Below are 26,298 nucleotides of genomic sequence, written 5' to 3' on the forward strand. Positions count from 1 at the left end.
GTCAAGCCTGGCGTTCTGAATCCGATGTTTCTCTCGCCCTTTGGCTTCCTTGGGGCGTCACTCGTCAACAAAGAAGAGGTGCCTTCATGAGCAACACGATGTCCGATACCCGCCGCTACACGGTGCTGCTGAGCGATCTGACGGCACAGCGGATCCAGCAGTACGCCCAGGATCTGCGCGCAGACCGAGACCAACCCGGCGCCCGTCTGGCGGACGTGCTGGGCTCCGCAGGCGCACCAGACCACCTGGTTCCCATGCTTCAGGCGTTGTTCCTGACCCGCAAGCCCCAGATCTTTGCCGAGAGTGCCGTCTGCGGGGATGGCTCCGACTGGTCTCTGCGAGAGCTCGGCCTGCTGGGGGACATCAGCGTGGCCATGCCGGTGCAGGTGCATGATGACGGCACGCACCGTCAGCCGAACATCCATGCCGAACCGCTCGAGGCGACGCTGCTGTTCACGCCGGGTGCGCTGCTGGACAACGGCAACTACTGCGCGCCAGCGGATTGGAACGAGGTCGTGCGCGACAACGCACTGCATGGCCCGGGATTCGTCCAGCTCTACGAGCGTCGGCTGCTGCCGGTGCTGCTGCACGCCGACCAGGAAGCTGCGCGGCGCGGTCGTCGTGCCCTGATCACGGTGCCGGGACTGGGCTGCGGTCAGTTTGCGGGTGAATTCAAGGGGCAGATCGAACCGCACCTGATCGCAGCACTGAAGGCCTTGCTGCACAAGCATGCCGCACGGCTGACCCATGTGGCGTTGGTGCGCTTCGATCCCTACAGAAGCACGCCCGACAGCCAAGACCAGTTCGGCGCCACGATGCTCCGGGTCCGTGCGCTCCAGGATCATCCGGACACGCCCCAGCTCTGCGCGCCCCGCGACTACGAGGAAGCCGGCGACGACTTCTCCGACTGCGACCTGTTCAGCGTGGTGGCCTGGGACCATGTGTCCTGGCCGGGCAACGACTTCTACGGGGGTAGTCGCTCCACCGATGACGGCGTGAAAGCGGCTGCCACCACGGCGATGCACCAGATGACCGGCGTCGAAGGGCAGTACGACACGCGCCGCTTCATGTACCGGCCGCCGGCCGAATTCACGAACTGGGAAGCCGTGATCAAGAAGAACGGGCTGTGTTTCACCGTCACCGCGGCGCAGGTCTGCGTCCATCCCCTGGACTGATCCCACGCTGGAGGCACTGATGACCGTTCCGACTTTCTACAGCTACGAGATCCTGCCGGGGCGCTTTCACGCCGGCGAATATCCCGGCGCCTCTGATGAGGAGGCGGCCCGCCACAAGGTGAACGCGATGGTTGAGGCGGGCGTTCAGGCCTTCATCGACCTGACCGAGGAGAACGAGCTTGCACCTTACGCCCATCTGCTGCCGCAAGGCATCCATCACGAGCGGCATCCGATTCTTGATGTCTCGGTGCCCGCCAGCGATGCGGTCACGCAAGGTGCACTCGACGCGATCGAGCGGCATCTTGCCGCCGGGCGACAGGTCTACCTGCACTGCTGGGGCGGCATCGGCCGCACGGGCGTGATCGTTGGATGCTGGCTGGCCGAGCAGCACCGGCTGAGCGGTCAGGCAGCACTCGATCAGCTGGCACGGCTGTGGGCCACCTGCCCGAAATCGAGGCGCCGCCCCGAATCACCTGAAACGTCCGAGCAGCGCGATTACGTCATGGGCTGGGCCCGCCGCGGCCGTGCCGCCTGACCTCCACCTTTGCAACAGGAGACCTACCCATGTGGTTGCTGACCCCGATTGGTTTCTTCAGCATCGTCTGCAAGCCGAACGATGGCTCCGACGGCATGCTGACGGTGCGCTCGCGCAATCAGGCCGACCTGGAGAACCTGCGCGAGCACTGGCTGCCGGAGCTCGGCGAGATTCTCGTCACCCGAGGCAACGATTATCGCTACCGGGCACGCGCGCCGCGCGAGGCGGTGGCTCGGGCCATGAGTCGCGCCATCGAGGCGCTGGACTACGACAACTTCAAGAGTCGGGTCTGGCGCACCCAGGGCAGTGAGCGCGCCCATGTCTACGGCGAGGTCTGGGAATTGCTCCACGGTCTGCAAGGCAAGGCGGAGCATGAGCAGACCGTGCCGGTGCCGCCTCAGGGCTGATGCCGATGCGGCACCGGACCGAACAGATCCTGAGCCCGCAGCCTGACGCAGCCGGTGGTGCACGGGTCTGCGATGTGCAGGCCACCGTGCTGCGCATCGTTCATCCGACGCTGCGCGCCCTGGATCTGTGCGACAGCCCGGATCTGCAGCAGCTGTTGCTGATCGATCTTCCGGAGCTGCAGCAACTGCGCTGTGACGTGCCGCTGCAGCGGCTGAAGATCAGCCAGGCTCCCGCACTGCAGCGGCTGGAACTGCACGCTCCGGTCGGGCGCATCGAGATCACTGGCTGCGAGCAGCTGGCGCACATCACCGGCACGGCTGCGACCGATCGCCTGAATCTGCGCGGAGGCAGCGGGGCTCGTACTGGGGTTGAGATCGACCTGGCGGCTGGCCAGATCGATCTGACCGACAGCCCCCTGCAGGCCTTGGTCTTGCGCCAGCCTTCGCGGCTGCGGCTGGAGCACTGTCTCCATCTGCAGAAAACCCTTCTGGCGACGGGCACGCGAGTCTGGTGCGTTGGGCATGTGCCCCTGTCGCTCGATGCGGTCGAGATGGCGGGAATCGATGACGGCACGTTTCGGCGGCTGCAGCAGGCCTGTGCTGCGGGTGATCGGGACGCCTGGGCATTGCTCTGTCATGTGCTGCCGATGTACACGAACGATCTGCTGCCCGGCGTGCTGATGACATTGCTGAAGACGCTGCAGTCGGGCATAGACGCTGCGACGGTCTGGAAGCAACGATGCAGACTGGCCCATCGGCTGATGGTGCATTCGTCGCGCCGGCGCGCCGGTCATCATTCGGCTTGGCGCTGGAGCATGCCCGCCGATCTTGGGGCCGATGGCTGGCGCGCCGACTGGCTGCTGTGGCAGGGCTGTCGTCATCTTCCCGAGGCCGCCCGTATGGGCGACGCGATGGCCGCTGACCTCTGCTATCAGACCGACATCCTCGAGCAGATGCTGGAGTGGTGGATGCACAGCGGCCAGGATCAGCCGGCCTTCCCGGAATTCTTCGCAGCGATGCTGGTTCATGCTCGCGATCACAGGCCGATGCCCTTGCTGACACGCCAGCATCTGGCTCGTCTCTCGATCCAGATGCTGCAAGCCGACGCCACACCGGTGCGCTGTCATCCCCCGCTGCGCCGGGCTGCCCACGACTTTCTGCTCAAGCATCTGCCCCGGTGCCAGGTCCTGGCGCTTCTGGCCCATCAGATCAGGCACGACCCGGTCCAGGTCCGCTGCGATCTGGTGCGGCTGCTGGCTGATCCACCCCACCAGGGGGACTCCCTGCTGTCAGGCCCCGAGTTCGGGCAGCTGGCCCAGATCCTGATCCTGAGTGGCCGACTGCCAGACAGATTCCAGCCGGTATCCACCCCGGACCACCCTTTTCCTCACACCCTCTGGAAGGCCGCCTGATGTCTTTGCCTCGATTGATGCACGACGATGAGTCCAGCTCGTCCCGCAAAGAAGCGGCCCTGGCGCCCTCGGCCACGATCACGCAGGTGCGGGAGCTGCTGCGCCACCAGTTGCGCCAGCTCGAGCAGCCCGGCGGTGCGGCCTGCATGGCGCCGCTGATGATCTGGGGCGCCCCTGGCGTCGGCAAAAGCACGGTGATCCGCGAGCTGTGCGCGCAGGAGGGAATCGGCTTCATCGACATCCGGTTGTCGCAGCGCGAACCGGTGGATCTGCGTGGTCTGCCGGTTCCGCACGGCGATCAGGTGCGCTGGCTGCTGTCGTCCGAATGGCCGCGTGACCCGAACAGCCGCGGCATCCTTCTGTTCGATGAGCTTACTTCGGCCGACCGGATGCTGCAGGTGGCCGCTTACGAAATGATCCTGGACAGGCGCTTGGGCGATCTCTACCAGGTGCCACCGGGCTGGCTGATCTGCGCGGCCGGCAACCGGCGCGAAGACCGGGCTGTCAGCCAGCCGCTGTCGAGCGCACTGGCCAACCGCTTCTGTCACCTTGAGCTCAAGGTGGATCTGCCGGGCTGGATCGCCTGGGCGCAGCAGCGTGAGCTGCATCCGATGGTGATCGCTTTCCTGAAGTATCGCCCGCACTGCTTTCTCGACATGAGTGGCAGCATCGAGCGGGGCTGGCCCAGCCCGCGCAGCTGGGAGCGGGTGGCGCATGTGCTGACCCGCAGTGATGGCCTCGATGCCATCAGCCTGGAGCTGTTGGTGCACGGCCTCGTGGGCACCGCAGCGGCCACCGAGTTTCTCGCCTTCATGCGACTGCACCAGGAGCTGCCTGATCTGGATGCGATGCTGCTTGGCGAGATTCCCTTTGACCTGCCCGAGCGCATGGATCTGCGCCACGCCGTGGCCACTGGACTGGCCCAGCATCTGTGGAGCGGGCCGGTGGAACAGCGCGAGCTGCGGCTGACCCATTTCCTGCGCGCCGGGCTGACCTTTGGCAGCGACTTTGCGGTGATGTCGATGGTGGCAGCGCTGAAGCATATCGAGCAGGAGGATCCGCAGGGAGACAAGGCCCGCGCGTTGTTCTCTCACCCGCTCTACACCCATTGGACCGAGCACCATGGTGCAGCGCTGGTGACCCACGACGCCTTGCCTGCTGCATCGGCCGCCCCACATCAGCGGAGGCGTCGTTGAAGCCGATTCCCTGCGGCAGCACGTCTGATCCTGCCCTCACCGAGCTGGACGATGCCGGACGCCGGCGCTGGTTGCAGCAGCTTGAGCAAGATCGTTCGCTTTTTTTGCTGCGGCACCCCTTCACCGCGTCGCTGACGCTGCATCTGGCCGTCGAGCTGGTCCTCGATCCACGCCTGCCGACCGCTGCCACCGATGGGCGCAGGATCTACTTCAATCCGAACTTTCTGGCCACGCTGGATGCTGCGCAACGTCTGTTCGTGATGGCGCATGAGGTCTGGCACTGCGTCGCCGGGCATCTGGGGCGGCAACAGAATCGCCAGACTTGGCGCTGGAACCTGGCCATCGACCATGAAGTGAATTGGCTGCTGGTCCAGGATGGATTCAAACTGCCGCCGGGTGCCGTGCTTTTCCCCTCGCTGCGCGGCTGCAGTGCCGAGCAGGTCTACAGCGCTCTACTCGACCGATCGACGCGGGATCTGCCGACTTCCTTCGATTTGCATGAACTGCCCGAAGGGTTGGGCGAACCGATGGATGAGCTGCTGCGAGCACAATGGCAGCAGCGACTGCGCGACGCGCTCAAGCAGCACCGCCACCAGGGTGATCTTCCCGATGGACTGGCGCAACTGCTTGATCTTCCGCCTGCCACGGCCCGACTGCCTTGGCGTGTCGTGCTGCGGGATTTCATGCTCGGACGGCAGGCGCGGCGTCGCGGATGGGAGCGCCCCTCTCGCCGCCATTGGCATCGCGGCCTGTGGCTGCCAGATCTGCGCCCGGACGGCTTGCGTCTGATGCTCGCCCTGGACACCAGCGGTAGCACCCGCCGGCTGCTGCCGCTGTTCATGGCAGAGATCACCGAACTGATGAGCGTCGATCACGCGCTGGAACTGACTCTGGTCGAATGCGATACCCGTATCCGTCGGGCCCGCACATTCCGATCCGGCGAAGATTTGAGTGCGCTCGCCAGCATGCGCTTGCGTGGCGGCGGCGGTACGGATCTGCGCCCGCCCTTTGATTTGGCGGCCCAGGATCCACCCGATGCGCTGATCTTCCTCACCGATGGCAAGGGGCGTGCGCCCCAGAAAAGTCCACCCTACCCGGTAATGTGGGTCCTGCCTGAGTTGGCGACTGCACCGGTCGAATGGGGTGAAACCCTGACTTTGTACAAGGAGTCGACATGAGCAACAGCAAGCCAGCGAACTGGCAAGTCTGTGCAACTTGCACGCATTGGGCTGGTGCTCGGCAGGCCTCGACCTTCCGTGACCGTGCCGAATACGAGAATGACCGCGTTCGCGGCGAGTGTGTCGGGGGAGGATGGAATCGAACGCAGCGGGCACCATCGGCCTCTTGCCACAAGTGGGTCAAGTGGGGGGTCTTAAAATAATGGTTGGCTCTAGAGCCCCGCACTGGCTTGAGTGCTTCGAAGAGAAGAGCCATAGAGCTGGACTACGCTATGGCAGGCGGGCAGGTCATCCTTGAGACGCGGCAAGCGATGCTTTACTACGTACTGCAGCGTTTTGGACTAAGCCGGGACAGAGAAGCTCGCCCCGAGGTCCAAGCAATCTTGGATGGCTTGGCGAAAACCACGACTAAAAGAGCAAGAAGAACAGATTAATCAGGGAATCCAATGTTCGAAGTACACGAAGAGCGCCTACAGGCGCTGGTGAAGCGCGCCGAGACGCCAGTTCTAGGCCTACTCGGAACTCTGCTGCCGCTTGATGCGCGAGACGCCATCCGCAGGGACTTGGGCGTCATGCCAAGTGCCAAGGCTTACTCTCAGAGGCTAGAGAAGTACCCCGCTTTGTTTGGGGTCTGGCTCGCTGAGCACGTCATGCAGGGCCTTGGACAAGATGGGCACTTCAGCCTGTACCCGCACCTTCAGAAGGCCATCGGCGTATCGACTGAGCTGACGTCAGGGGAGAAGGAGCTCTTGTGGAGGGCATTCCGTCGAGCGATGTTCAGGCTTGGCATCCAGCCGCTCTCGCGCGTCTCCGGAACTCACTTCATGGCAGACGAGTATGTCCGCCAAGCCGGCGTACCCATCGCCTTCGCTGACGACCTTGCGCTTCGGATGCTCCAGGCGGCTAAGCGAGTTGGTTTACCTGACGAGGACGACCAGGAAGGGGTGCTTGCGTGGCAAGCCACTCTCCTGACCAAGTTGGTGCCGCCGTTTAGCGCGATAGCGCGCCGAGCAGTAGAGCGTGACTCCCTCGGCTACTACACGCGGGCCTTTGTTCGTGTTTACTTGAACGGGGGGCAGGCTGCAACTAAGGACCCTCTCGAGCAAGCTCTCTCAAAGGCGTTCGCAACTGGGGGATCGTCTCATCTGCGCAGGGCCGCGATACCGCAGCTGATCTACCGCGATGGCTCGCTTGGAGTTCTCTTCCCGCCTACTGACAAGTCAGTGGGCTACAAGCTCGATTTTGGCGGGCAGGTCGCATCAGTGCAGCTCGACGCGGAAGGGGGCTTCCGACCGCTGCCTGGCGGTCTTCATCGCGAGGTCGTCGTCCAGCGAGACGACGGGGAACGAGTTCTTTCCACGCGTCTCTGGCCTGACTCCCTATCAAACAGGCTGTTAATTTTTAGTGCGGAAGGACGCCTGCGCGCGTATGCGCGGCTGGCACAGGGAGACCCTGTCGAACTCGCACCAGGTCGATACTTTGCTCTTTGCCGGTTCGAGCCGAGTAATCGCGACGACTGGTATGAGGTCAACGAGTCGCCGCTCTTGGTCGAGGTGCCTTTGGAGGTCCGGCCGGGCGCAGAGGTGCTCATCAGGAATGGGCCCGCAGCCATTGCTGTGGTGGGGCAGAACCAGCCATCACTGTCGCTCCGTGGGCCGTCAAAGGGGAGCCTCGAGGGGATGGAGTTCTGGTACGCCGACGTTGAGGCTCATATCGAAGTACCAGCCGACTGGCTACAAAACGGTGCCGACCAGTTTGAAGTGAGGGTGGCTCACGGCGACCGCCAAGCGTTGCTTCCCGTGAGGCTCGACGAAAGTCGTCGTACGGTTGTGAGGCTGTCCGAAACAATCGCGCACCTTGGTCTGGGTAGCGGTCTATGGCGTGTTGTTTTGGAGCTTAGGCGAACTGGCGAGACTCGCGCTGCGCAGCGCCAGTCGGTTCTTTACTGGGGCGGACTGACGAATGTGTCCTACGGACTCAAGTTCTTCTACGAAAGCCCGCCTAAGAACTTGATTGCCTCATCCTGTGCCGGACTCAAGGTCGGGCCACAGCAGATGGACCCGACAGATGACCATAGTCGTCTCATTCGGATGGCATTCGACGTAGGCGGCGGGAGGTTCGTTCACTTCAGCTGGCACCGACCCGGAGTCTTTGTAGCGGTTCAGATGCCATGCACCGACGGCACTACTACCTCCATAGCTCGGCCGCTAGGAGTAGCCGAAACGGTCTCACTGACCAGTCCGAAGACGATTGTGGTCAGCGCATCCGAACCCGGGTACATCTGTCTAGGAAGTATGCGGACCTTTGTCGACTTCTCCCAAAAGGCCAGCAAAGCGTTCCCCGCGAGCTTTCTGGCAAGCCGGCTCGAACCGGGCGCTCGCACCCTTAGGTACGAGACAGCCTCAGGCCAGGCCGCTGTTGACCTGCTCATCTTGTCTCAGCCCCACGTAGCGACAAACGTTAAGACAGAGCGGCTTGCGAACCTGTTTGAGGTTCGGGTGGTCGTCACTGGCGAGCCGACGGATGTCGCCGTAACCGGCCGAGAACTGTCATCGGGGCGAGAGGCGCGTGCCGAGCATGAACTGATGGCAGGTACCTGGCACAACAACGACCTGGCTCGTATGCAGGTCTATGCCGCGCCTGCTGGCAACAGCCATGTCGTTCACGTCCTCATCGACGTCGAGACTTTTAAGCCGGGCATCTGGATTCTTGGATTCGGTGCACGGATCGGTGGCGTGTGGGGGCGTCTGCAGGACGCTGATGAAGGGCGCATCGCCGTTGCTTTTTCTGTCGACAGCGTAGGCAAAGAAATTCCCGGCAAGGAGGTTGTTGCAACGACTGACACGTTGGAGTTGCCCGATGTCGCGGCGCGGTTGACCCGGCTGAACGAGCACTTCCGTCAGTGTTGGTCGCCGGTTTGTTGGGAGCAGCAGCAGTGGCTGACACCGTATTTCTCGGCGCTGGTTGACCGGCTCAGGGATAGCGAGGCTGACTACGTGACCGAACTTGTCGACATGGCGATGTGTCGGCCGCCAGAGGATGGTCGACCTGGGTATCTGTCGATGCAGTTCGCACCTGCTTGGCTCAACCACGCCTTCAGCCAGCAGAGAGCGACGTACAAGCGGGTGAACATCAAACCGCATCCTTTGTCGATTGCGCTTCGGGCAACGACTGAACTCAAGGGCGCGGTGGCCCCGGCGTTCGGCACGATCCTGCATCCGACAGCTGCCTTGCCCTTCGCGAACCTTGCAGAGGTAATGCAAGGACGGCGCCCCAAGGGCTTCAATTTAGCCACTTATCGTGCCGCGCTGCAGCAGACGAAGCTCGAAGGGGCCTTTCAGCTAGAGGATGAACTCTTCCTGCCGAAGGAAGGTGAACTACTCGGGCCACTACACCTTGCGCACTGTTGGCGAGACCTTGAGCGTGGCTTTGCCTCCAGCCAGCTCATGCCCAATAACCGCAAGAGCACCGCCTTGGCGCTTGCCAAGAAGCTGGCTTTGCATCGCTGTACCTTTGACCAGACCGTATGCAATGGCCTAAAGGGACAGTCGCTGCTTCTTCGGATTGGAAAGCACCTCGATGAGCAGTTGGATGATGACGAGCAACTGAAGTGGGAGCATATGGAGCACATCGCGCTTGCGAGTGCTTGGCTTGCCTGGTTCTGTCGGCTTGAGCATCGTCAGCCTGGGGTTCTGAGCGGCTTCCATAGCCTGCTTGGCAATCTGCGCAAGCAGGTTGAAGTCCCTGGAGGAACCATCGCGGACTGCATCGCCTACTACCTCCAGGTAGCTCCAGCGACGTTCGCCTTCTACCTACTCCTGTGGGAGTTGGTTCAGACCGTTGAACTTGACCCGGTTGTCCAGCATGTCTGACACGAATCCGATCTCTTTCTCCCAAGACCTTAAGAAGGTTCTCGCTCGGTACATCGCGACCACGCTGCCGATCTCGCGCCGATACTCCAAGCTTGGTCGGGAGTTCCGCCTACTGCTCGAGCAGGAGCAGCTGGTCCAAGGACCCTATGTTGAGGCGCTTCCTGACTTCGAGAAGGGCAAGCCCCTCGCTGGACTGCTCAAGAAGGCTGGAGGATTCCTGCACGACGGACTGGGCTTGTTGCCGACAGCCAACCGGCCACTGCATCTTCATCAGGAGCAGGCCCTTCGTCACGCCATCATTGACCAGGACAGCTTCCTGACCGCAACGGGTACAGGTAGCGGCAAGACCGAAACCTTCCTGTATCCCATCGCTCATGACCTGCTCTCGGATCCGGACCCCAAGCGGCCAGGTGTCCGTGCCCTGCTGGTCTACCCAATGAACGCGCTGGCGAACGACCAGCTTTACTACCGCGTTGCGCCGCTGTTCGCTCGGTACCTGAAGGACTACGGCATTACTTTCGGGCGCTACACCGGGCAAGTGAAGTCAACGGCCAAGCGCGACGAGGAAGAGGCCCGAATCTGGAACAACCCGAAGCTGATGGAGGCCCTGGGTAATCCTTCCACCATCCCGAAGAACTGGCTGCTGACTCGCGATGAGATGCTGGCCGACCCGCCGAAGGTGCTGATCACCAACTACGCGATGCTCGAGCACATGCTCCTGCTTCCGCGCAACGCTGGTTTGTTTGCGACGAACTCGCTGCGATTCATCGTTCTCGACGAGATCCACACGTACCACGGGGCGCAGGCGACTGAGGTTGCATTCCTTCTGCGCAAGTTGAAGACCCGCCTCGGTGCTGATAAGGGAATCCGCGTTTTTGGAACCAGTGCGAGCCTGTCTGAGTCAGAGACCGCCGACGAGGAACTGAAGAAGTTCGCCACAGATCTTCTTGGGGAGCCGGTCAATCGAGTCATTCGGGGCAAGCGGATTCCCCACGCGGCGTTGGCGCATCCTGTCGACACCGATTTCTCAATGGGCCCGCGTCAGTGGGTGATGCTCGGCGAAGTGCTCCGTGAGTTTCTCCAGCTTGACCGCAACGAGCAGACGGTCGACTGCTGGAATCGCTATGTCCAATTCCAGGACGACCTACCGACTGCCCTCGTTGCGAAGGGTAATCCGGACGGCCCCGCGGGCGAGGCCTTGGTTGAAACGTTTGCGCGCAGCGTTCAGGTGCGTCGAGTAGCCGAGGCACTCGGAGGTGGCCGCGTGGTGGGCTACGCTCACCTGGCTCAGCAGGTCTTCGACACGTACGACCTTGAGCCCCAGGAAGCACAGAACGCATTGAGCGTTGTGATTCAGTGCGGCATGGTCGCCCGTCGAGGTCAGGGAGACTTCCCTTTGCTCCCCGGCCGATACCACCTGGCTGTGAACAGCATCGAAGGCGTTGTGGTCAGGCCAGACACCAGCGACGAAGGATGGGCGAAGGCCAAAGTGGGCCGGAGCTTCAAGGACGACGCGGGACATTACTACCCGCTGTTGACCTGTCGCAAGTGCGGACAGCCATTCCTGGAGGGATGGAAAGACAAGTTGCATGTTCACCCACACCGGCCCGATACGGGCGAGAACGGCGCCGAGCGGGTTGTCTTCTGGCTCGGCGCTCCTTTCACGGGAACTGAGGACGAGGAGGACGAGAGCCGCGACGGGCAGGTCCCAGTGTCGGCACACGAACGCATCTTCGTACAACTGAAGACCGGAGCGATAGTTGCTGCGGATGATGCTGTTCCGCTGTACCCGGTGCACACGGAGCAAGACGACGTCGAGCGGGCACGCTATGTCAAGCGTTGTCCAGCCTGTGGTGGTCGATCCACTGGCGCTGATGCCGAGGTAGTGACCAGGATGCACCCTGGCAATGAGGCGCTCGGTGCCGTGGTTGCACAGCGAGTCCTGGAAGCCCTGCCCCCAGGTGTCATCGACCACTCCGACCCGCGGCCATCGTTCGGTCGCAACCTGCTGACCTTCTCAGACAACCGTCAGGACGCCGCGTTCTTCGCCCCGTACTTCGAGCGCACATCCGCGAACGTGGCTCTGCGAGCCGCTGTCCGCGCGGTGCTTGCGGATTCAACGGCTCCGATGGGCATGCCCCAGCTTGCAGAGCGTGTGTTCGAGAACTGGCGACGCAACGGCGGTCAACCGCACAACGAGGCTGGCAAGCAGGAGGACAAGCAGGTTGTTTCGCGGCTGCTGCTCGGTGCTCTAGGGTACGAGTTCTGCACGCCTGGAGGCCGCCGAAACTCCTTGGAGAGCCTGGGGGTCGCGTTCGTCACCTATGACGAGGCCAGGTTGAAGGCGCTGTACCAGCAGGTCAAGAACTTCTGGCCGAAGCAGTTGCCAAGCGACCCGGCTGCACTTGAGTCGTTGTGCCACATCCTTCTGGAGACCGTACGCCGTGAGCGTGCGCTGGAGAGCCTGTCCGGTCTGGCCATGAACGACCAAGCAGTCTGGGGCGACTACAACCAGCATCGAACCTTCGATATCGAGACAGGTGACACCGGTGTCCGCTTTAAGTGGCTTCCCAGCCAGCAGGTGAACCGCCACAACCGCCGCTCCTGGTACTTGGTGGAGCAACTCGATCTCAGCAAGTCGGAAGCGGCGGACTTCTTGCGGAATTTCTGGGGCGCAATGACCAAACCGCCCGCGACTATCTTGAAGAAGTTCCCGCCTGGCTTCGGGATGGATGGCGAACTCATCCGTGTCCGAAGCGGACTCAATGTGCCCCTCTACCAGTGCAAGAGCTGTGGTCTCCTGCAAAGACACGTCGTTGCAGACAAGTGCACGGCGTTTGGATGCCGGGGTGACGTCCTGATGTTGGATGTCGAAGAGCGCTCGAGACTTCACCGCGAGAACCACTACCTGGCCTCCTACGAGGAGACCAACCACCTGACCCTGCGCGCCCGTGAGCACACGGCCTCCCTGTCGACTGAGCTCCGCGAGGAAATCGAGCGCAAGTTTGCTGAACGGCGCATTAACTTGCTGAGCTGCACGACCACCATGGAGATGGGGGTCGATCTTGGTGACCTGGAGGCTGTGGTGAACCTGAACGTGCCGCCAGGCATCGCCAACTACCAGCAGCGAACTGGGCGAGCTGGCCGGCGCGCACAGGCGGCTCCGTTCTGTGTCACGGTCGCGAGAAACACGAACTACGACCAGATTGTTTTCCGCGAGCTCAAGGACTACCTGGTCTCATCTCCAACGACCCCTTTCATCAATCTCGGTAACGCGGAACTGTTCCTGCGGCATCAGATCTCCGTGGTGCTGTCTATCTTCCTTCGCTACGCGCTGAGCAAGGCGGATGTGAATGCTCCGTCTCTGAAGCATCTGTTCGGTGACGTGCTGCATGACAAGGCCAAGGAGGACTTCTACGACAAGCTGAATTCATGGGTCGAAGGCGATTCAGGCACAAAAGCATTCGCCGAGGCGGAGTCTCTCGGAGACAAGCTACCGCCCGACTTGCGCTCTATCGTGTGCCGTGGGGCTTACCTGCGGAGTGCCATCGTTGGACGGTTGAAAGAGTTCGCCGAAGACGTTTCCGAGCGGTGCAAGTCCTACGTTGCCAAGAAGACGGCAGCTGCAGAGAGCGACGATCTCAAGAATGCGCTCTACTGGAAGGAGCAGCTTAAGCAGTACATGGACCAGTTCTTGGTCAATGAGCTGTCCCGCCGGGGCCTCATCCCGACCTACAGTTTCCCCGTGCACTCGCTGACGTTGGAAGTGCAGGACGGGAGCACCTTCAACCGCTACCAGAACCAGGCGGACGTCTCACTGAACCGTGATGCCAGTCTTGGCATCAGCGAGTACGCACCAGGCGCGGAGGTGGTGGCCAACGGTCGAATCTGGGAGAGCTCAGGCCTTGCCAGCTACCCCAAGGCGTTCATGCCAACCCGGTGGTACGCCGCGTGCCCGGAATGCTTTCACGTCGACGTGGCTGATTCTCATCAGGACCTCCCTGATGGCTGTAGCAACTGTGGTTACGCCGAGCCATCCCGCCGCAAGCGCATGTTCCTGGAGCCCAAGGGCTTCGTGACCAGCATGGCCGACAGCAAGGGCAAGGACCCTGGGACGGCCCGGCGCCGGGTCAAACCTGCCGATGAGGCCAGGCTGATTGCTACGCCGAGGCCCGAGAACTTTCAAGAGACAGAACTGCCGTTTCTGAATACGGCGCTCTTGTTGGCGCGAGGTTCAGAGGACAACGAGCTTCGCGGCAGCCTTTTCGTGACCAACCGTGGGGCGTACGGGGAGGGGTACTACAGGTGTCTGTTCTGCAACTACTGCCAGCCGGCCTCGAAACCCAAGAAGACCAAGGAGGGTGCGAAGAAGGGGGCTGCTGCGGCCGGGGCTGCAACTCGGAGGTTCGTGCACAAGGACCCGAGCACCGGCTCAACGTGCAAGTCCGACGTGATGCCGAAGATGGGCGTTGACTTTGCGCATCTGTTCAATACCGACGTCCGGCTACTGAGGTTGCTTGCGCCGCTGCCCGAGGCTCCGGAAGATGACGCGGACGAAAGGCGCTTCCAGGAGCATGTGGCCCGCACTGTCGCGGAGGCTTGCCGCTTGGCGGCTTCGGACATGCTTCACCTCTATCCGGGGGAACTGCGATCGACTTATCGCTTGTACGCCAACGCTGGCTGCATCGCCGAGATCGTGCTCTACGACGGCGTGCCTGGCGGGGCTGGATACAGCGCCAGATTGGGGTCCCCTCAGTTCAGCTTCCGCGAGCTGATGGGCGGCGCCCTGCGCCGCCTTGAGTGCCCCCAAGACTGTGAGTCTGCCTGCAGGGCCTGCCTGTGTGACTACGGCAACCAACGGCACTGGGACAGCTTTCGGCGAAAGGAGGCCATGGCATGGCTCAAGGCTCTGCTTGACGGGCGCTCCACTGTTGAGGGGCCAGGCAACTACGTCCCTTGGCCTAAGCCTAGTTTGAGCGGACTCGCTGAGCGGCTAGCCACCTCTTCGTCGATCTCCATCATCGCGACCTCACTCTGTGGCGCGTCTGGCTACCGCGAGGCGGAGCTGAACCAGCTGTTGACTTGGCTCCAATCGGGCAAGGAGGTGCGTCTGTACGTAGCTAACAAGCTCGTTCAGCATCCAGCGGACTACCAGACGCTGATGCTTTACCGGCACCTGTATCCTTGGATGCAAGCCGGGAAGCTTCGCGTCCATGCACTGCAAGAGCTTGAGGGGCGAATTGCCGGTCAGCTTCCGCGAGTCTTCGCCTCGCTTGAAGACGGTGCGATGCTTCTTAGGCAGGCCTTTCCTGTGCCAGCACTGCTCGACGGCATCGTTTCTGCACCAGCTGAACTTGGCGCGATGGATGCCGGCACACGGGTGTTAGTAGAGACGGCTGCTTCTGCAGCAGCACTCTACTCTCCCGAGCACTTCGCGGAAGGACAGAAGATGGGCATATGGGAGTTCGCCGTTGGCGCTCCGCGCCAGTTGGCAGAGGTCTTCGCAGCCATCAAGGGGCAGCACGTCAAGAGCCTGGTCATTCGCGACCCCTACTGTGGCACGGAGCGCAATCGCCAACGACTGAAGCAGCTCTTGGCGTTCCTGAAAAGCCACGTCGCGGAGATTGAGCGGGCGGATGTCTACTGCTCTGAAGTCAAGGAGCGCCAGCGCGACGGTACAGACTACGTTGCGAATCGCCTAGAGGTAGCATATCAAGTCGAGCGAGTTCTGGATGAGGCTGGACTTGCGAAGGGCGAGGCTTTTGTGAAGGAACTAGGGCGCAACCGCACTTTCCACGATCGAGAACTGACCTTTGATGCAGTTGACGATAGCGGCTGCGGGACTGTTCATCGCTACTTCCTCACAGGTGGGATCGACTATCTGCTTGATCAGGGCAGTGATACCCGTGTCTTCCATGCCGTCGCCAGCAAATAGTCTTGCTCATTGCGTCGCTGCAGGGCTCTGTTGCACAAACCCACGAGTAGGCACCATGACCCCCACGTAAGTGTCAAGTAGCGCCGGGCCGTCTCGTCGGGCATCTGCGGCAGGTACTTGATGTCCACATGGACGAAGCCGGGCACATAGTCCTTGAACGACTTGGGCGGAGCTTGCGTCTCCCCGGCCGCCTCGGCCTGCAGTTCGCGCAGGCTGCGCCACGCCGTGGCGCTGCAGACAGCGGTCCAGGCCAGAGCGAGAAACCGCCGGGTTGATGAACTCCCGAGTGACCACCAGCAGGTCATCGAGCGGCAGCAACAGCAGGCGGCGCAGCTCGACCACGAGCGCCTCCTGGGCCGGCGTCAGCGTGGTGCACAGCCGGTGCGGGCGATGCGAGCGGTCCTCGGTCGATTCCCGCGACCTCCACTTGCGTGCGGTCGCCTTCGTGATGTTGTAGCGCTCGGCCAGTTCGCCCAGCGGCGACGCCGAGGCCTTGATCTCGGCGCGCGTGCGCGGCGTGGTCCTGGCTTGTGGATGGATCTGACTCATGCGGCGGCCTCATGTCGGAGCGATTCGATCACACCTCGCAGCGTAAGCTCGCCCGTCCAGGCGCTCAAGCAGTGGCAAGCCCAGCGACCCGAACTGTTCCGCAAGCGCGTTTATGAGCTGGCGGGACTTGACATTCAGGCAGCCTCGCGCAGATCGTCCAGCAACAGATCCACGACCGCCTCCTCGGCCACCGCACAGCCCTGTTCCCGCATCGCTGCCGCGAGCGCTTCGTCCCACGGCGCCTCGGCCACGTCCAGCCCGAGCGCGTGGTCGCGGGCCAGGGGCGGCAGCGTCTGCACGGCGGCCAGATAGTCAGCGCAACCGAAGCGCCAGGGCTCGGCCCCCTGTCCCTGCAGCACCTGCCGAGCGATGCGCAAGCCGGCCCAGTCAAAATCGCCGTGATAGCGCAGACATGCGCCGGCGTCGCGCAGCTGGTTCAGCAGCACCCGTTGCGCGGCCGCGGGCATGCCGTCGGTGCAGACCAGCGGCGCGCAGTCGCGCCCGAGCCGATCGGCCGCGATGGCCACGACATTCGGGTTCTCGCAGACGAATACCGTCCGTTGCTCGACCGCCCAGACGGGTGCCGCCCGCAGCAGTTGCCGCAGCGAGGTGTAGGCGGGCTCGCCGGGGCAGGGCCCGGCGTCAGGCGCCACAGCCGTCGGCAGGTTCAGGTGCAGCACCGGCCGGGCCAGCTCATTGACCAGCACGCCCCACCGCGCCCAGCGTGCCCGCCGGCTTTCGTGGTCCGGATCGTCTTCCGCCTCCGGCGCACCCGCGAGCACGAGCGTGGCCAGCGGCTGTCCGTCATCGAGCGCATGGGCATCACCCAGCGTCTCGGCGGCGAGCTGGGCGCGGGTCAGGCCCTGCGCGGGCAGACGCGCCAGCACGGCCTGGGCCTGTTGCAGCAAGCGCTCGGCGCGCTGCGGCTGCGCGCCCGCAAGACGCTTGAGCAGCCCCCGGCCCTCCGGTCGCTGGAGCAGCCGGTGCAGCCCGGTGCCAGGCGCGACCCCGGAGACGACGCCGTTCCAGCGGTCCTGGAGGTCGGCCTGCTCGGCGGCGCGGTCCACGATCGGCCCGTCGAGCTGCTCCAGCGCGTCGCGCAGCGAAGCGGCCAGCCCGGCACGCCGAAGCGCCTCGTCGATGCGGAGCACATCGATCTGCAGCGCCCCGCTGTGCCGGGCGGCCTGCCCGAGCAGCCCGACCAGCACCTCGTGCTCATGCGGCGCCAAGGCGGTCAATCGCATCCGCGTCGGCGGGGCGTCGGCCGGACTGCGCTCGAAACGCTGGCGCAGCCGCTGCCGCAGCCCGGATCCCGCCTCGCCGCCCAGCACCCGGCGCAGCCGCTCCCGGTCCGCGCTCATGCCTCGGCCGGCTCGAAGCGTCGGTCGGGATCGTCCTCGCGGCGCCGGGCGCGACCATCCCAGCTCCAGCGCGACACCAGCACCGCGTCCACCCCTTCGCGACGCAGCAACTGGCAGATCGACACGCCGGGCAGCTCGGCGTAGCAGGCCCACTCGCGTTCGCTGGTGATGACGAAGTCGAGGTCGAACTCGTGGATCAGGGCCATGCAGTGCGCCCGAGCGGCATCGTCGATCCCGGCGAACGCCTCGTCGAGCAGCACCAGGCGGGGCGCACGCGCCTGCGGGCCGCTGCCGTAGAAGCTCGCCACCGCCGCGAACAGCGGCACCGTCAGACCCAGCGCCCGCTCGCCGCTGGAGGCCGGTCCGCTGAGCTTGCGCCACTGGCCGTCCTGCCAGCGCTGCACCCGAAAGACATGCCAGCGGCGGTAGTCGAGCGCACGGGCCAGCTGCTCGCGCAGGCTGCCGGTGCCCGCGGCCTCCGCACGCGCCCGCTCGGCCAGGATGCGCTGCTGCAGCATCGTGCCGATGACGCGCCGGTCGGCCGCGGACCACAGGTCGGCGTTGGTGTGCAGCAGGTGGCGCCGCGCCGTCTCCAGCCCGACCGGTGCGCCTTCGCTGCCCTCGACCAGCGGCTCCCAGCGCAGCCGGTAGCGCACGCCGGTCGAGGTCGGGCGCTTGTGCAGCTCGGCGTTGATGGCCTCCACCTGGCGGTCGGCGGCCTTCAGCAGCTTCTGCACCTCGGCGGCGATCTCGGCCTGCAGGTGGTTTTCGAGCACCTCGCGCTCGTTGGCCGTCAGCAGCTCGCGGCGCTGCGCGATCTCGTCGGCCAGCCGGGCGGCGAGCTGGTCGGGCCGCTCGGCGCGGTTCTGGTAGAGCACGCTGACGACCAGCCCGAAGTCGCTCGATTCAGCCTGCGCCCGGTGGCCGAGGGCGGTCAGCGCGCCCTGCAGCTCGGTCAGATCCTGCGAGATCTGGCGCTGCAGGCGGTCACGTGTCTCGTCGTCGTCGCGGACCTCGCTCAGGTCACGCTCGGCCGAGCGGGCCAGCGTCAGGGCTGGATCGATGGTCCAGGGCTGTCGGCCCTCCGGCTGCGGGAGCGCCGGCAGGGCCACGGCCAGCAGGCCCGTGTCCGCAAAGCGCTGGAACTGGGCGACCGCGGCCGCGCGGGCCTGCGTGCTGCGCGCGAACGCCTGCGCGGTGGTCTCGGCCCGAGCGTCGGCGACGGCCCGCGCCTCGCCCGCCTGCTGACGGGACTGGCTGGCCTCGCGCAGGGCCCGCTCCTGGGCCTGCACCTGCTGCTCGGCCTGGGCGATCTGGCGCTGCAGGGCGTCCACCTCGGCGCCGACGGCGTCGCGCAAGGTCTCCCAGCGCGCACGGGCTTCCTCGGCCTCCTGCCGCTGCAGGTCCCACTGGGTCTGGCGCTCGGCGCGGTCCTGGGCGGTGCGCGCCTGCCGGGCCTGTTGACGCTGGTGTTCGGGATGCAGCAGGCGCGCCGCCTGCAGTGCGCGCACCAGCGCACCCTGCGCCCGGGCGAGCTGCTCCAGCGGCTCGCGCAGGGCGGCGAGGGCCTCGGCGCGCTCGGGCAGCCGCAGGTCCGTGGCGTCGTCGTGCAAGACCTGTCGGGCCGCGTCCACCTGCTGACGGGCCGCGCGGCACCGGTCTTCGGCGGCCTGCAGGCGCGTGCGAGCCGCCGCCAGGGTGCGGGAACTCGCCTGGGCCTCCAGATGGGCCTGGCGCAGCGCATCGTCGGCGGGCGCACTGCGCCACTCGCCGTCGGCCCGAGCCCGGTGCACGGCCAGTTGCTGCACGTGCTGCGCGTGGGCCTGCTGCTGCACGGCCAGTTGGTGCTGCTCGGCCGCAATCTCGGCCAAACGGCGTTGACGCGCGGCCAGGCGTGCGGCGAAGCCGAGGTGGCAGGCGGCGGCCTTGGTGTGCGCCCCCACCAGCGCGCCCAGCCTGAAACACCCCTGCGGCGACACCCAGGCCACCGCGTTCCCCGGATCGTCCCCACCGCAGGCGATGCCGCCGAGGATCCGCTCCACCACCGCGGCGGCCACTGGCGGTTCAACAGCGCCGACCTGCGCCACGCGAACCCAGCCCGCTAATGACTGCGCGCGCGGCACCATCGGTGCGTCCGCCATGACCCGCACCTGCGTGTCCTGCCAAGGCGCGCCGTCGTGCCGGGGGTCGTGCTGCAGCTGTCCGTCGGGCGAGACCCAGGCGTCGAGCAGGCCACTGGCTTCCAGCGCGGCTTCGAGGCCGGCGCGGGCGTCATCGGGCACGGGGTCGTTGAACTCGATCAACTGCCACAGCGGCGCCCCCGGGCGGTCCCTGCGGCTGGCAGGATCGCGCCAGGCCGGGGCCAGCGGTGTGACCTCTTCCCCCGACGCCAGGCGTTGGCGCTCCTGGTCGAGCCGGTCGCGTGTCTCGGCCAGGGTGCGTGCGGTCTGGTCCAGGGCGGCTTGCTGTGCGATCAACGCCTGCAACGCCCGCTGACGCGCGTCCTCAAGAGCCCGGCGAGGTGGGGCCAGCGCCTGGGGATCGCGCACCCAGTCGGCCAGCGCGGTCAAGGCGCTCGTGCGCTCGTCTGGCGACAGCGGGAGGGCTTGCAACCCGTGCAGGTGCTCGTGCCAGGCCTCGGTCAGGTGCTGCGCCTGCTGCTCGACCGCCGCGTCGGCACGGGCGGCCCGTTCGATCGCCTCGTCGGCCTCGGCCTGGCTCTCGTCACGGCGGCGCTGGTGTTCCTGCTGCTGCCACTGCGCCTGTCGAAGGACTTCGTGGTGCTGCATCAACCGCGCGATGGCTTCACGGCGGTTAGCCACGCTCTGGTGCAGCTGCTCGCACGCCGCGTCGAATGCCGGGGCGGCCAGCGTGGCCAGCGCCTCGTCGTCGAGGATGAACAGCGGGTGAGCGGCGTGTTCGGCGTCCAGGCCCAGCCCAGACGCCTGATGCAGGGCCTCGCGGCGCGCTTGGTCGCACGCCTGGCGCAGGGCGTTCAGCTGTCCGGCCAGCCGCTCGGTCTCGCTGGCCTCCTGGATCATGCGGTGTTCGAGGGCCTCCAGGGCGCGCTGGGTGTCCTGCGCGGCCCGCTCGCGGGCCCGGGCTTCACGCTCGGCGATGGCCAGCCGGTTGGCGTCCTGCAGGGTCGGGTCGGCCCGCAGGGTGTCCAGCCGCGCCCGGCAGGCATGCACCGACAGCTCGGTCTGCTCGAAGGCCGCCTCCGCGGCTGCTTCTTGCTGCCGGGCCGTCTGCAGGCGCTCGCGGGCTTCGGTGCTGGCGCGGCTGGCCTGATCGAACTCGGTCTGCGCCTGCCGCGGCAGCCGGGCCTGGCGTCGGCTGAGGGTGGCGGCGTACTGGCCGTAGCGGCGCTGGAACTGGCGCACGGCTCGCTCCAGCGCCTCGTGGCCCTCCAGTTCCAGGCGATCTTCTTCCAGCCGCTGCAGCGCTTCGGCCACGTCGCCGAGCAGGTCGGGCGACAAGGGCGGCAAGGCTTCGGTCAGCGCGTTCGACAGCGCCCCCTCGTCCGGCTTTCTGGACAACTGGGGCTGGCGCAACTGGATCAGCGTGTCCATCAGCGCACCGTAGCGCTCGGTGTCCAGGCCGAACAGGCGCTGATCGACGGCGAGCCGGTAGGCCTGCGCGGTCTCGAACACCTGGCCGCGACCGTCGATGGCCTCGCGCAGCTTGTCGCGGGCGAGCACCTGCCGGCGGGCGTTCACCAGCCAGAGGTCCTGACCGACGCGCGGAGCGGGGCGCTCGCGCGCCGCTTCGAGCAGGAAGAACCAGCTCTCGACCTGGGCGCGGCCATCCACGGCGTGCAGCCCGGCGCCCAGCGTCAGGTAGTGCGGCGTGCCGTCGGCGTCGCGGCGGCCGAACTCGATCCAGGTGTAGCCGGTGCGGCGCGGGTAGGTGCCCAGCAGCAGGTTCCACGCCATCTTCTTGCCCGGATCGCCGTCGGGCTCGATGCGCGAGGACTTGATCTGGGCGTCCAGCAGGAAGGGCAGCACCAGCGACAGCACCTTGGACTTGCCGGTGCCGTTGTTGCCCCGCAGCAGCAGGTGGCCGTCCCGGAACCAGAACTCCTCGCTGTCGTAGCGGAACAGCTCGACCAGCCCGAGCCGCAGGGGCTGCCAGCGTGTGCGCCGTGGCTCGGGCAAGGCGGGACGGGCGGGGGCGGGGCTGTCGAACAGGCAGTCCATCATGTCGTGTGCGGCGAGGCGAACAGGTCGGTCCCTGTCGGACGGGACGGCGCGGTGGCCAGCGGGGGGGCGAAACGGGACAGTGCCGGGCGCGGATGCAGCCACTCGCCGGTACGGGTGATCAGGTGCAACCGCTCCAGCCGGTCGAGCGCCAGCGCGGCGAGCTCCGGCGCGGCCTCGGGCTCGCGGGCCGACTTGCGCCAGAAGCGGCCGTGCTGGGCCATGCAGCCGCGCACGAAGTCGATCACCTCGTCACGATGGACCCCTTCGCGAGACGCCAGATGACCCGCCACCAGCAAGGCGACGTGGGCATCGGTGCCTTCGCCGGGCAGCACGGTGTCGGTGAGGCGGCCGTCCTCGTCCACCAGCGCAATCCCTTCGGCCCGCTGCTCGGGCTGCAGGCCCGTGGCCTCCGAAAGGCGGGCCGCCATCGGGCCGCGCTGCTGCACCGCATAGGCGCGCAGGTCGGGGTCGAGCGTGTCGAAGTAGACGACCGGGTCGTCGAGCAGGCGGCGCGCCAGGTGATGGCGCCCGGCGGTGCGGCGGGCTTCGTCGCTGTCGAGGGTGCCGCCGGCCACCACGTCGGCGCCAAGGGCCTGCAGCCGAGCCTCCAGCGTGTCGGGGGCCTCGCCGGCGGGCCAGGTGGACGGCCCGCGCACGGCGGCGAACACCCCGCCCAGGGCACGGCGCTGCACGTCGTAGAGGACATCGTGCTGGGCTGCTGCGGCGGCGTCGGTCGGATCGGCATGGCGCACAAACCCGTCTTCGTCGCCGGCCACCTGCACCAGCACGCCCAGCCCGAGCAGGGTGCGGCACACGGCCACCAGCTCGCGCCGCTCGCCCGCCGTGCCGAGGGTGAACCCCCAGCCGCGCTCGGCCAGCGCCGGCTCGGCGGCCAGCGTCAGCAGGCGCTCGCCGAGCTGACGCAGCGAGATCTGCGGCTCCGCCCGCTCCAGCACCGCGCAGGCCAGGCACAGCAACGCATAGCGGCGGCGGTCGTAGCCGGGCAGGCCGCGGGTGGCGTCGCCCGTGTCGGCCATGCGCTTGTACAGCCGCGCGCCGTCGCGCTCGACCTGCAGCGTCCAGCCCGCTTCCCGGGCAAACCACTCGCGCAGGGCCTGCGCATGCTGGCGCACCACCGCGAAGTCGGCGTGGCTGGCGGGCATCAGCGGGGTCATCAGCAGCGCCCGCAACGCGGTGCGCAAGGCTTCACGCTGTTGCTGCTGCTGCCACTGCCCGATGGCGAGGCTGTCCGGGCGGCGGGCGTTCGCGGGGGGATGGGCCCGTTGGGGAGGGGTCATGCCGGGGTGATGGTGACGAGATGGTCCCGGCCGCCGAGCACGCCGCGGGCCGACACGATCTCGGCATGGCTGTCGGCAGCGAGGGGCTCCAGGCGGATGCGCATCAGGCCGTCGCCGCTCAGGCGCTCGACGGGCTGGTCGGGGTCGGCCTGCTCCGCCAGGGCTTCACCGAGCAGGCTCAGCAGCAGGTCGAGCGATTCGCCCTCCAGCGGACGCTCGGCCGACAGCTCGGACAGCCGCAGCACCTGGCCGGTGGCCAGGCGCTGGCGGGCCGCTTCGATCTGCCGGGATTCCTCCGCCAGTTGCCGGGCGATGTGCTCACGGGCGGCGACGCGGTCGTGCACAGGCGGGGCGACCCCGCGCGGCGCGGCTTCGCCGAGTTCGCGCAGGCGCGGCTGGATGGCCAGTGGCGGGGCCTGGTGCCACGGCGTGCTGGCGGGCAGCGGCGCATCGAACGACACCGTCATCGCCAGATGCCGCGCAGGGTGCAGCGCGAAGGCGGCACGGGCCAGCCGGTGGCTCTGGGCGTCGTCTTCGCAATCGGCGAACCAGCCGGCCAGCAGGCGGAAGTCGGCGGCGCGGTCGCTGCGCCCGCTGCGGCGCTCGTTGAGGGCAGCGATGGCGCCGAGCAGCTGCGGGATCGCCGACCGGGCCCGGGCGCGCAGCAGTTCCGCCTGAGGCGGCGTGTCACCCTGGCGCAGGAACCAGCTCCGCAGACCCCGCCAGCGGCCTTGCCAGACCTGGTGACGTGCAAGCCGATCGGCAGCCAGATCGGTCGTGGCGTCGGGCGCGGCGTCACGGGCTTCGCGCGTGGCCACGGCGTGCAGCAGCGAATCGATGTCCGACTCCAGCGCACTCAGGTGGGCGGCGATCGTGCCCGAGCGCCGTACCAGGTCGCCCAGAAAGCGCTCCAGGTAGTCGATCAGACGCCGCTTGTATTGCACCACTGCGGTGGCGTCCGCCTGGCGCAGGTCGAGCTGACGGGCCACGCCGGCCATGAAGTGCTGCGCGTTGCGGGTCATCTCCTCGAAACGCTGTGCGAGGTCACGCAGGGTCTCGTGGACCTTGGCGGCATCAAGGACCGCCCCTTCACGTCCTTCGGCCGCGAGCCGGCACAGCGCCTGCAGCCGCATCGTGATGTCTTCGAGTGCGACCGTCTGCAGCTCCGCCCGGCGCTGCAGGCTGGCAGCGAACACGTCCAGCGCGGCCTCGACCGCCTCACCGCCCGCCGACAGGCGGTAGAGAAAACGGGCCCGGTAGTAATCGTTCAGGCTGGACACGCGGGCCATGTCGGGCTGCGCTTCCAGGTTTCCCCAGGCCGACAGTTGTGTCAGCGCCGCCTGGATGTCCTCGATGCGCGGCACCGCCCCCGCAGCCCATTCACCTTGCGCAAGCACCTCGTCCGGGCGCAGCTGGAGCTGGTACTGGCGCAAGGCGGCGGCGAACACGGCCAGGATGCGCCGGTAGAGGTCAGCCTTGTCGGCGCCAAGGTGGCGGAACAGGTCGTGGTCGGAGGTCGTGAGCATGCCGGTGTCGTTCCGCGACGATAACCGTGATGATTTTATTTTTCAAATAAGGTCGCGGAGAAACGGCCCGCAGGCGCACTCAGAGTGCGAACTCGGCCCAGAGAGGAAAGTGATCCGAGACGCGGTGGGAGAGCGCCAGCCGGGTCATCTTCTGGTCGGAATAGAGGAAGGGCGTGAAGTCGATGTGACCGGCCTGGCGCAGGCGTGCGTGCATCTGCTGCTGGCCTGTGCTGTCCTTGAACCAGGCGATCTGGTCGTAGAAAGCGCCCTGGTCGGGCTTGTCGGGGTTGGAAAAGAGAGTGCGAGGCACCTTGTTGAGTGCATCCGGCACCGTCAGGCCGGTGGAGGTGAAGGCCTGCCAGAGCTGATCGCCCTGGCGATCGATGTTGAAGTCGCCCAGGACGATGAGGTTCTGCGACCAGTCGCTGGTCTGGTCGGCCCAGTCGCGCATCCAGCGGGCGATGGCCTTGAGCTCGGGGATGCGCTCGGTGCTGGAGCTGCCATACAGCACATGCAGGGTCACGAGGATGAAGGTGGTGGCGCCGGCGCGAAAGCTGACGGCGTAGGGCGTGCGGGCGAACTGGCGCTGGAGGGCATCGGGGCCGACCTGCTGGAGCCACTCCTGGGGCACGACCAGCTCGCAGGCCAGGCCGGAGGGCTTGAGGCGGGTGGTGTCGTAGAGGAAGGCCATGCGCTCGTCATTACCCGAGGCGCCCTGGGTGACGTCGGTCATCAGGAAGGCCCAGTCATCGCCGAGCCAGCGCAGCAGATCGCGCAGCGCGCGCAGGTCACCCTTGACCTCCTGGAGGGCGATCACGTCGAAGCGGCGGATGATCTCGCCGATGGCCAGCAGGGCGCGCAGGTCGCGTTTCGGGGAAGCCTTGGCGGGGGCGGTCCATTCGCGGGTCAGGGAGGCGAAGGCGCGCAGGTTCCAGGTGGCGATCAGCAGGTTCTGGCCGGGCAGGCGCTTGGGCACGCGCTGGTCGAGATGGGCGCACAAGGCGGCGATGTCGCGGGCGACGGCAGGCGGGGGCGAGTCGGTGATGTCGGGCATGGGCAGCGGACCTGTTCAGGATCTGCCAGATCTATCAGAAACGGCCGACGAAACCTATGCCTGACGCACGTCGGACAGAGGGCTTATCACGTTGATCGGGGCCGCGCCGTGCGTTTTCCATGGTGCGCCGTCGCTGGCGGCCATCGCCCTGAGCCCAATGCCGAGGGGGTCATCTTTCGATGATTTGATGAAGTCATGATCATGATAAGTTTCATTATCATGGACAGTGTTTTTTGAGATAAAACCGGATCCATCGAGACCGGCTGGACCAAAAAACACGTCTGATCAAGCACTTGCGCAGGCCACGCCCCGTCACCGACCCTTCCCCGCACCTCACCTGAATCCGCAGGGATGAAGCGGCCTGCATCGCCCCTCAGGCGGCCGAGATCGTCTCCACCTCGAAGCCGACGACGTTGCGCTCGGCCCGCCCGAATTCGATACCTACCAGGTGGATCGGCTCGCCGCGGGCGCGGTACTTGTCCGCGTAGCCACGCTCCTTGATCTGCCGCAGCGCCTCGCCCGTCGCCTGGCGGTCGACGACCTTGAACTCGAACAGGAACACCCGCCCGGCGTGCAGCACCGCCATGTCGATGCGCCC

The 26,298-nt window shown here is 66.0% G+C and carries 15 protein-coding genes and 1 pseudogene; 9 read left to right on the plus strand and 7 right to left on the minus strand.

The annotated features are described in order from the left end of the window. The first annotated feature begins 86 nt into the window (after positions 1-86). The 9 genes from BW996_RS19835 to BW996_RS19870 all read left to right on the plus strand — a co-directional run bounded on the left by BW996_RS19835 (position 87) and on the right by BW996_RS19870 (position 15,710). Positions 87-1,175, plus strand: a complete 1,089-nt coding sequence (locus BW996_RS19835; protein WP_051631755.1) for an ADP-ribosylhydrolase MavL family protein — start codon at positions 87-89, stop codon at positions 1,173-1,175. A 19-nt stretch (positions 1,176-1,194) separates the two neighbouring features. Continuing rightward, positions 1,195-1,710 carry a protein-tyrosine phosphatase family protein gene (locus BW996_RS19840; protein WP_037480165.1) on the plus strand — a complete coding sequence of 172 codons (516 nt, stop codon included), beginning with the start codon at positions 1,195-1,197 and terminating at the stop codon, positions 1,708-1,710. A 29-nt stretch (positions 1,711-1,739) separates the two neighbouring features. After that, the gene (locus BW996_RS19845) at positions 1,740-2,117 is read left to right on the plus strand and encodes a hypothetical protein (protein ID WP_051631754.1); all 378 of its coding nucleotides are present in this window, start codon (positions 1,740-1,742) and stop codon (positions 2,115-2,117) included. Positions 2,118-2,122: 5 nt separating this feature from the next. Further along, positions 2,123-3,529 (plus strand): hypothetical protein, encoded by a 1,407-nt coding sequence (locus tag BW996_RS19850; protein ID WP_139330971.1) that lies wholly within the window; start codon positions 2,123-2,125, stop codon positions 3,527-3,529. Then, a complete protein-coding gene (locus tag BW996_RS19855; protein WP_206539505.1) occupies positions 3,529-4,725 on the plus strand; it encodes an ATP-binding protein in 1,197 nt (398 codons plus the stop codon). The genes BW996_RS19850 and BW996_RS19855 overlap by 1 nt, the downstream gene beginning before the upstream one ends. After that, positions 4,722-5,903, plus strand: a complete 1,182-nt coding sequence (locus BW996_RS19860; protein ID WP_076459071.1) for a vWA domain-containing protein — start codon at positions 4,722-4,724, stop codon at positions 5,901-5,903. The genes BW996_RS19855 and BW996_RS19860 overlap by 4 nt, the downstream gene beginning before the upstream one ends. Positions 5,904-6,109: 206 nt before the next feature. Then, entirely contained in the window at positions 6,110-6,337 is a 228-nt protein-coding gene (locus BW996_RS22580) for a BrxR family transcriptional regulator (RefSeq protein ID WP_510637470.1), read from the plus strand. 12 nt (positions 6,338-6,349) lie between these two features. Continuing rightward, on the plus strand, positions 6,350-9,775 hold the full coding sequence (locus BW996_RS21485; RefSeq protein ID WP_139330972.1) for a hypothetical protein: 3,426 nt from the start codon (positions 6,350-6,352) through the stop codon (positions 9,773-9,775). Beyond that, the gene (locus BW996_RS19870; RefSeq protein WP_037480159.1) at positions 9,768-15,710 is read left to right on the plus strand and encodes a DEAD/DEAH box helicase family protein; all 5,943 of its coding nucleotides are present in this window, start codon (positions 9,768-9,770) and stop codon (positions 15,708-15,710) included. Before BW996_RS21485 ends, BW996_RS19870 begins: the two co-directional genes overlap by 8 nt. 74 nt (positions 15,711-15,784) lie before the next feature. Here the strand turns inward: BW996_RS19870 and BW996_RS21490 are convergent. The 7 genes and pseudogenes from BW996_RS21490 to BW996_RS19900 all read right to left on the minus strand — a co-directional run. After that, positions 15,785-16,259 (minus strand): annotated as a pseudogene (locus BW996_RS21490) (transposase family protein); the annotation flags it as partial. Positions 16,260-16,393: 134 nt separating this feature from the next. Then, positions 16,394-17,620, minus strand: coding sequence for a TIGR02679 family protein (locus BW996_RS19875; protein ID WP_037480158.1), 1,227 nt, complete (start codon positions 17,618-17,620; stop codon positions 16,394-16,396). Next, a complete protein-coding gene (locus tag BW996_RS19880; protein WP_037480157.1) occupies positions 17,617-21,822 on the minus strand; it encodes a TIGR02680 family protein in 4,206 nt (1,401 codons plus the stop codon). The genes BW996_RS19875 and BW996_RS19880 overlap by 4 nt, the downstream gene beginning before the upstream one ends. Next, on the minus strand, positions 21,819-23,120 hold the full coding sequence (locus BW996_RS19885; protein WP_051631753.1) for a TIGR02678 family protein: 1,302 nt from the start codon (positions 23,118-23,120) through the stop codon (positions 21,819-21,821). Before BW996_RS19885 ends, BW996_RS19880 begins: the two co-directional genes overlap by 4 nt. After that, on the minus strand, positions 23,117-24,646 hold the full coding sequence (locus tag BW996_RS19890; RefSeq protein WP_037480156.1) for a TIGR02677 family protein: 1,530 nt from the start codon (positions 24,644-24,646) through the stop codon (positions 23,117-23,119). Before BW996_RS19890 ends, BW996_RS19885 begins: the two co-directional genes overlap by 4 nt. A gap of 79 nt (positions 24,647-24,725) precedes the next feature. Continuing rightward, positions 24,726-25,700 (minus strand): endonuclease/exonuclease/phosphatase family protein, encoded by a 975-nt coding sequence (locus BW996_RS19895; RefSeq protein ID WP_037480155.1) that lies wholly within the window; start codon positions 25,698-25,700, stop codon positions 24,726-24,728. Positions 25,701-26,073: 373 nt separating this feature from the next. Beyond that, a partial coding sequence (locus tag BW996_RS19900; protein ID WP_175619150.1) for a PD-(D/E)XK nuclease domain-containing protein occupies positions 26,074-26,298 on the minus strand: 225 nt, incomplete at its 5' end.

The organism is Sphaerotilus natans (genome assembly GCF_900156335.1).
Classification (GTDB): domain Bacteria; phylum Pseudomonadota; class Gammaproteobacteria; order Burkholderiales; family Burkholderiaceae_C; genus Sphaerotilus; species Sphaerotilus natans.

Bases quoted from the DNA above. Each gene is read 5' to 3' on its own strand.
- BW996_RS19835 (WP_051631755.1), top strand. From the start codon at position 87: ATGAGCAACACGATGTCCGATACCCGCCGCTACACGGTGCTGCTGAGC.
- BW996_RS19840 (WP_037480165.1), top strand. From the start codon at position 1,195: ATGACCGTTCCGACTTTCTACAGCTACGAGATCCTGCCGGGGCGCTTT.
- BW996_RS19845 (WP_051631754.1), top strand. From the start codon at position 1,740: ATGTGGTTGCTGACCCCGATTGGTTTCTTCAGCATCGTCTGCAAGCCG.
- BW996_RS19850 (WP_139330971.1), top strand. From the start codon at position 2,123: ATGCGGCACCGGACCGAACAGATCCTGAGCCCGCAGCCTGACGCAGCC.
- BW996_RS19855 (WP_206539505.1), top strand. From the start codon at position 3,529: ATGTCTTTGCCTCGATTGATGCACGACGATGAGTCCAGCTCGTCCCGC.
- BW996_RS21485 (WP_139330972.1), top strand. From the start codon at position 6,350: ATGTTCGAAGTACACGAAGAGCGCCTACAGGCGCTGGTGAAGCGCGCC.
- BW996_RS19870 (WP_037480159.1), top strand. From the start codon at position 9,768: ATGTCTGACACGAATCCGATCTCTTTCTCCCAAGACCTTAAGAAGGTT.
- BW996_RS19875 (WP_037480158.1), bottom strand. From the start codon at position 17,620: ATGAGCGCGGACCGGGAGCGGCTGCGCCGGGTGCTGGGCGGCGAGGCG.
- BW996_RS19880 (WP_037480157.1), bottom strand. From the start codon at position 21,822: ATGATGGACTGCCTGTTCGACAGCCCCGCCCCCGCCCGTCCCGCCTTG.
- BW996_RS19885 (WP_051631753.1), bottom strand. From the start codon at position 23,120: ATGACCCCTCCCCAACGGGCCCATCCCCCCGCGAACGCCCGCCGCCCG.
- BW996_RS19890 (WP_037480156.1), bottom strand. From the start codon at position 24,646: ATGCTCACGACCTCCGACCACGACCTGTTCCGCCACCTTGGCGCCGAC.
- BW996_RS19895 (WP_037480155.1), bottom strand. From the start codon at position 25,700: ATGCCCGACATCACCGACTCGCCCCCGCCTGCCGTCGCCCGCGACATC.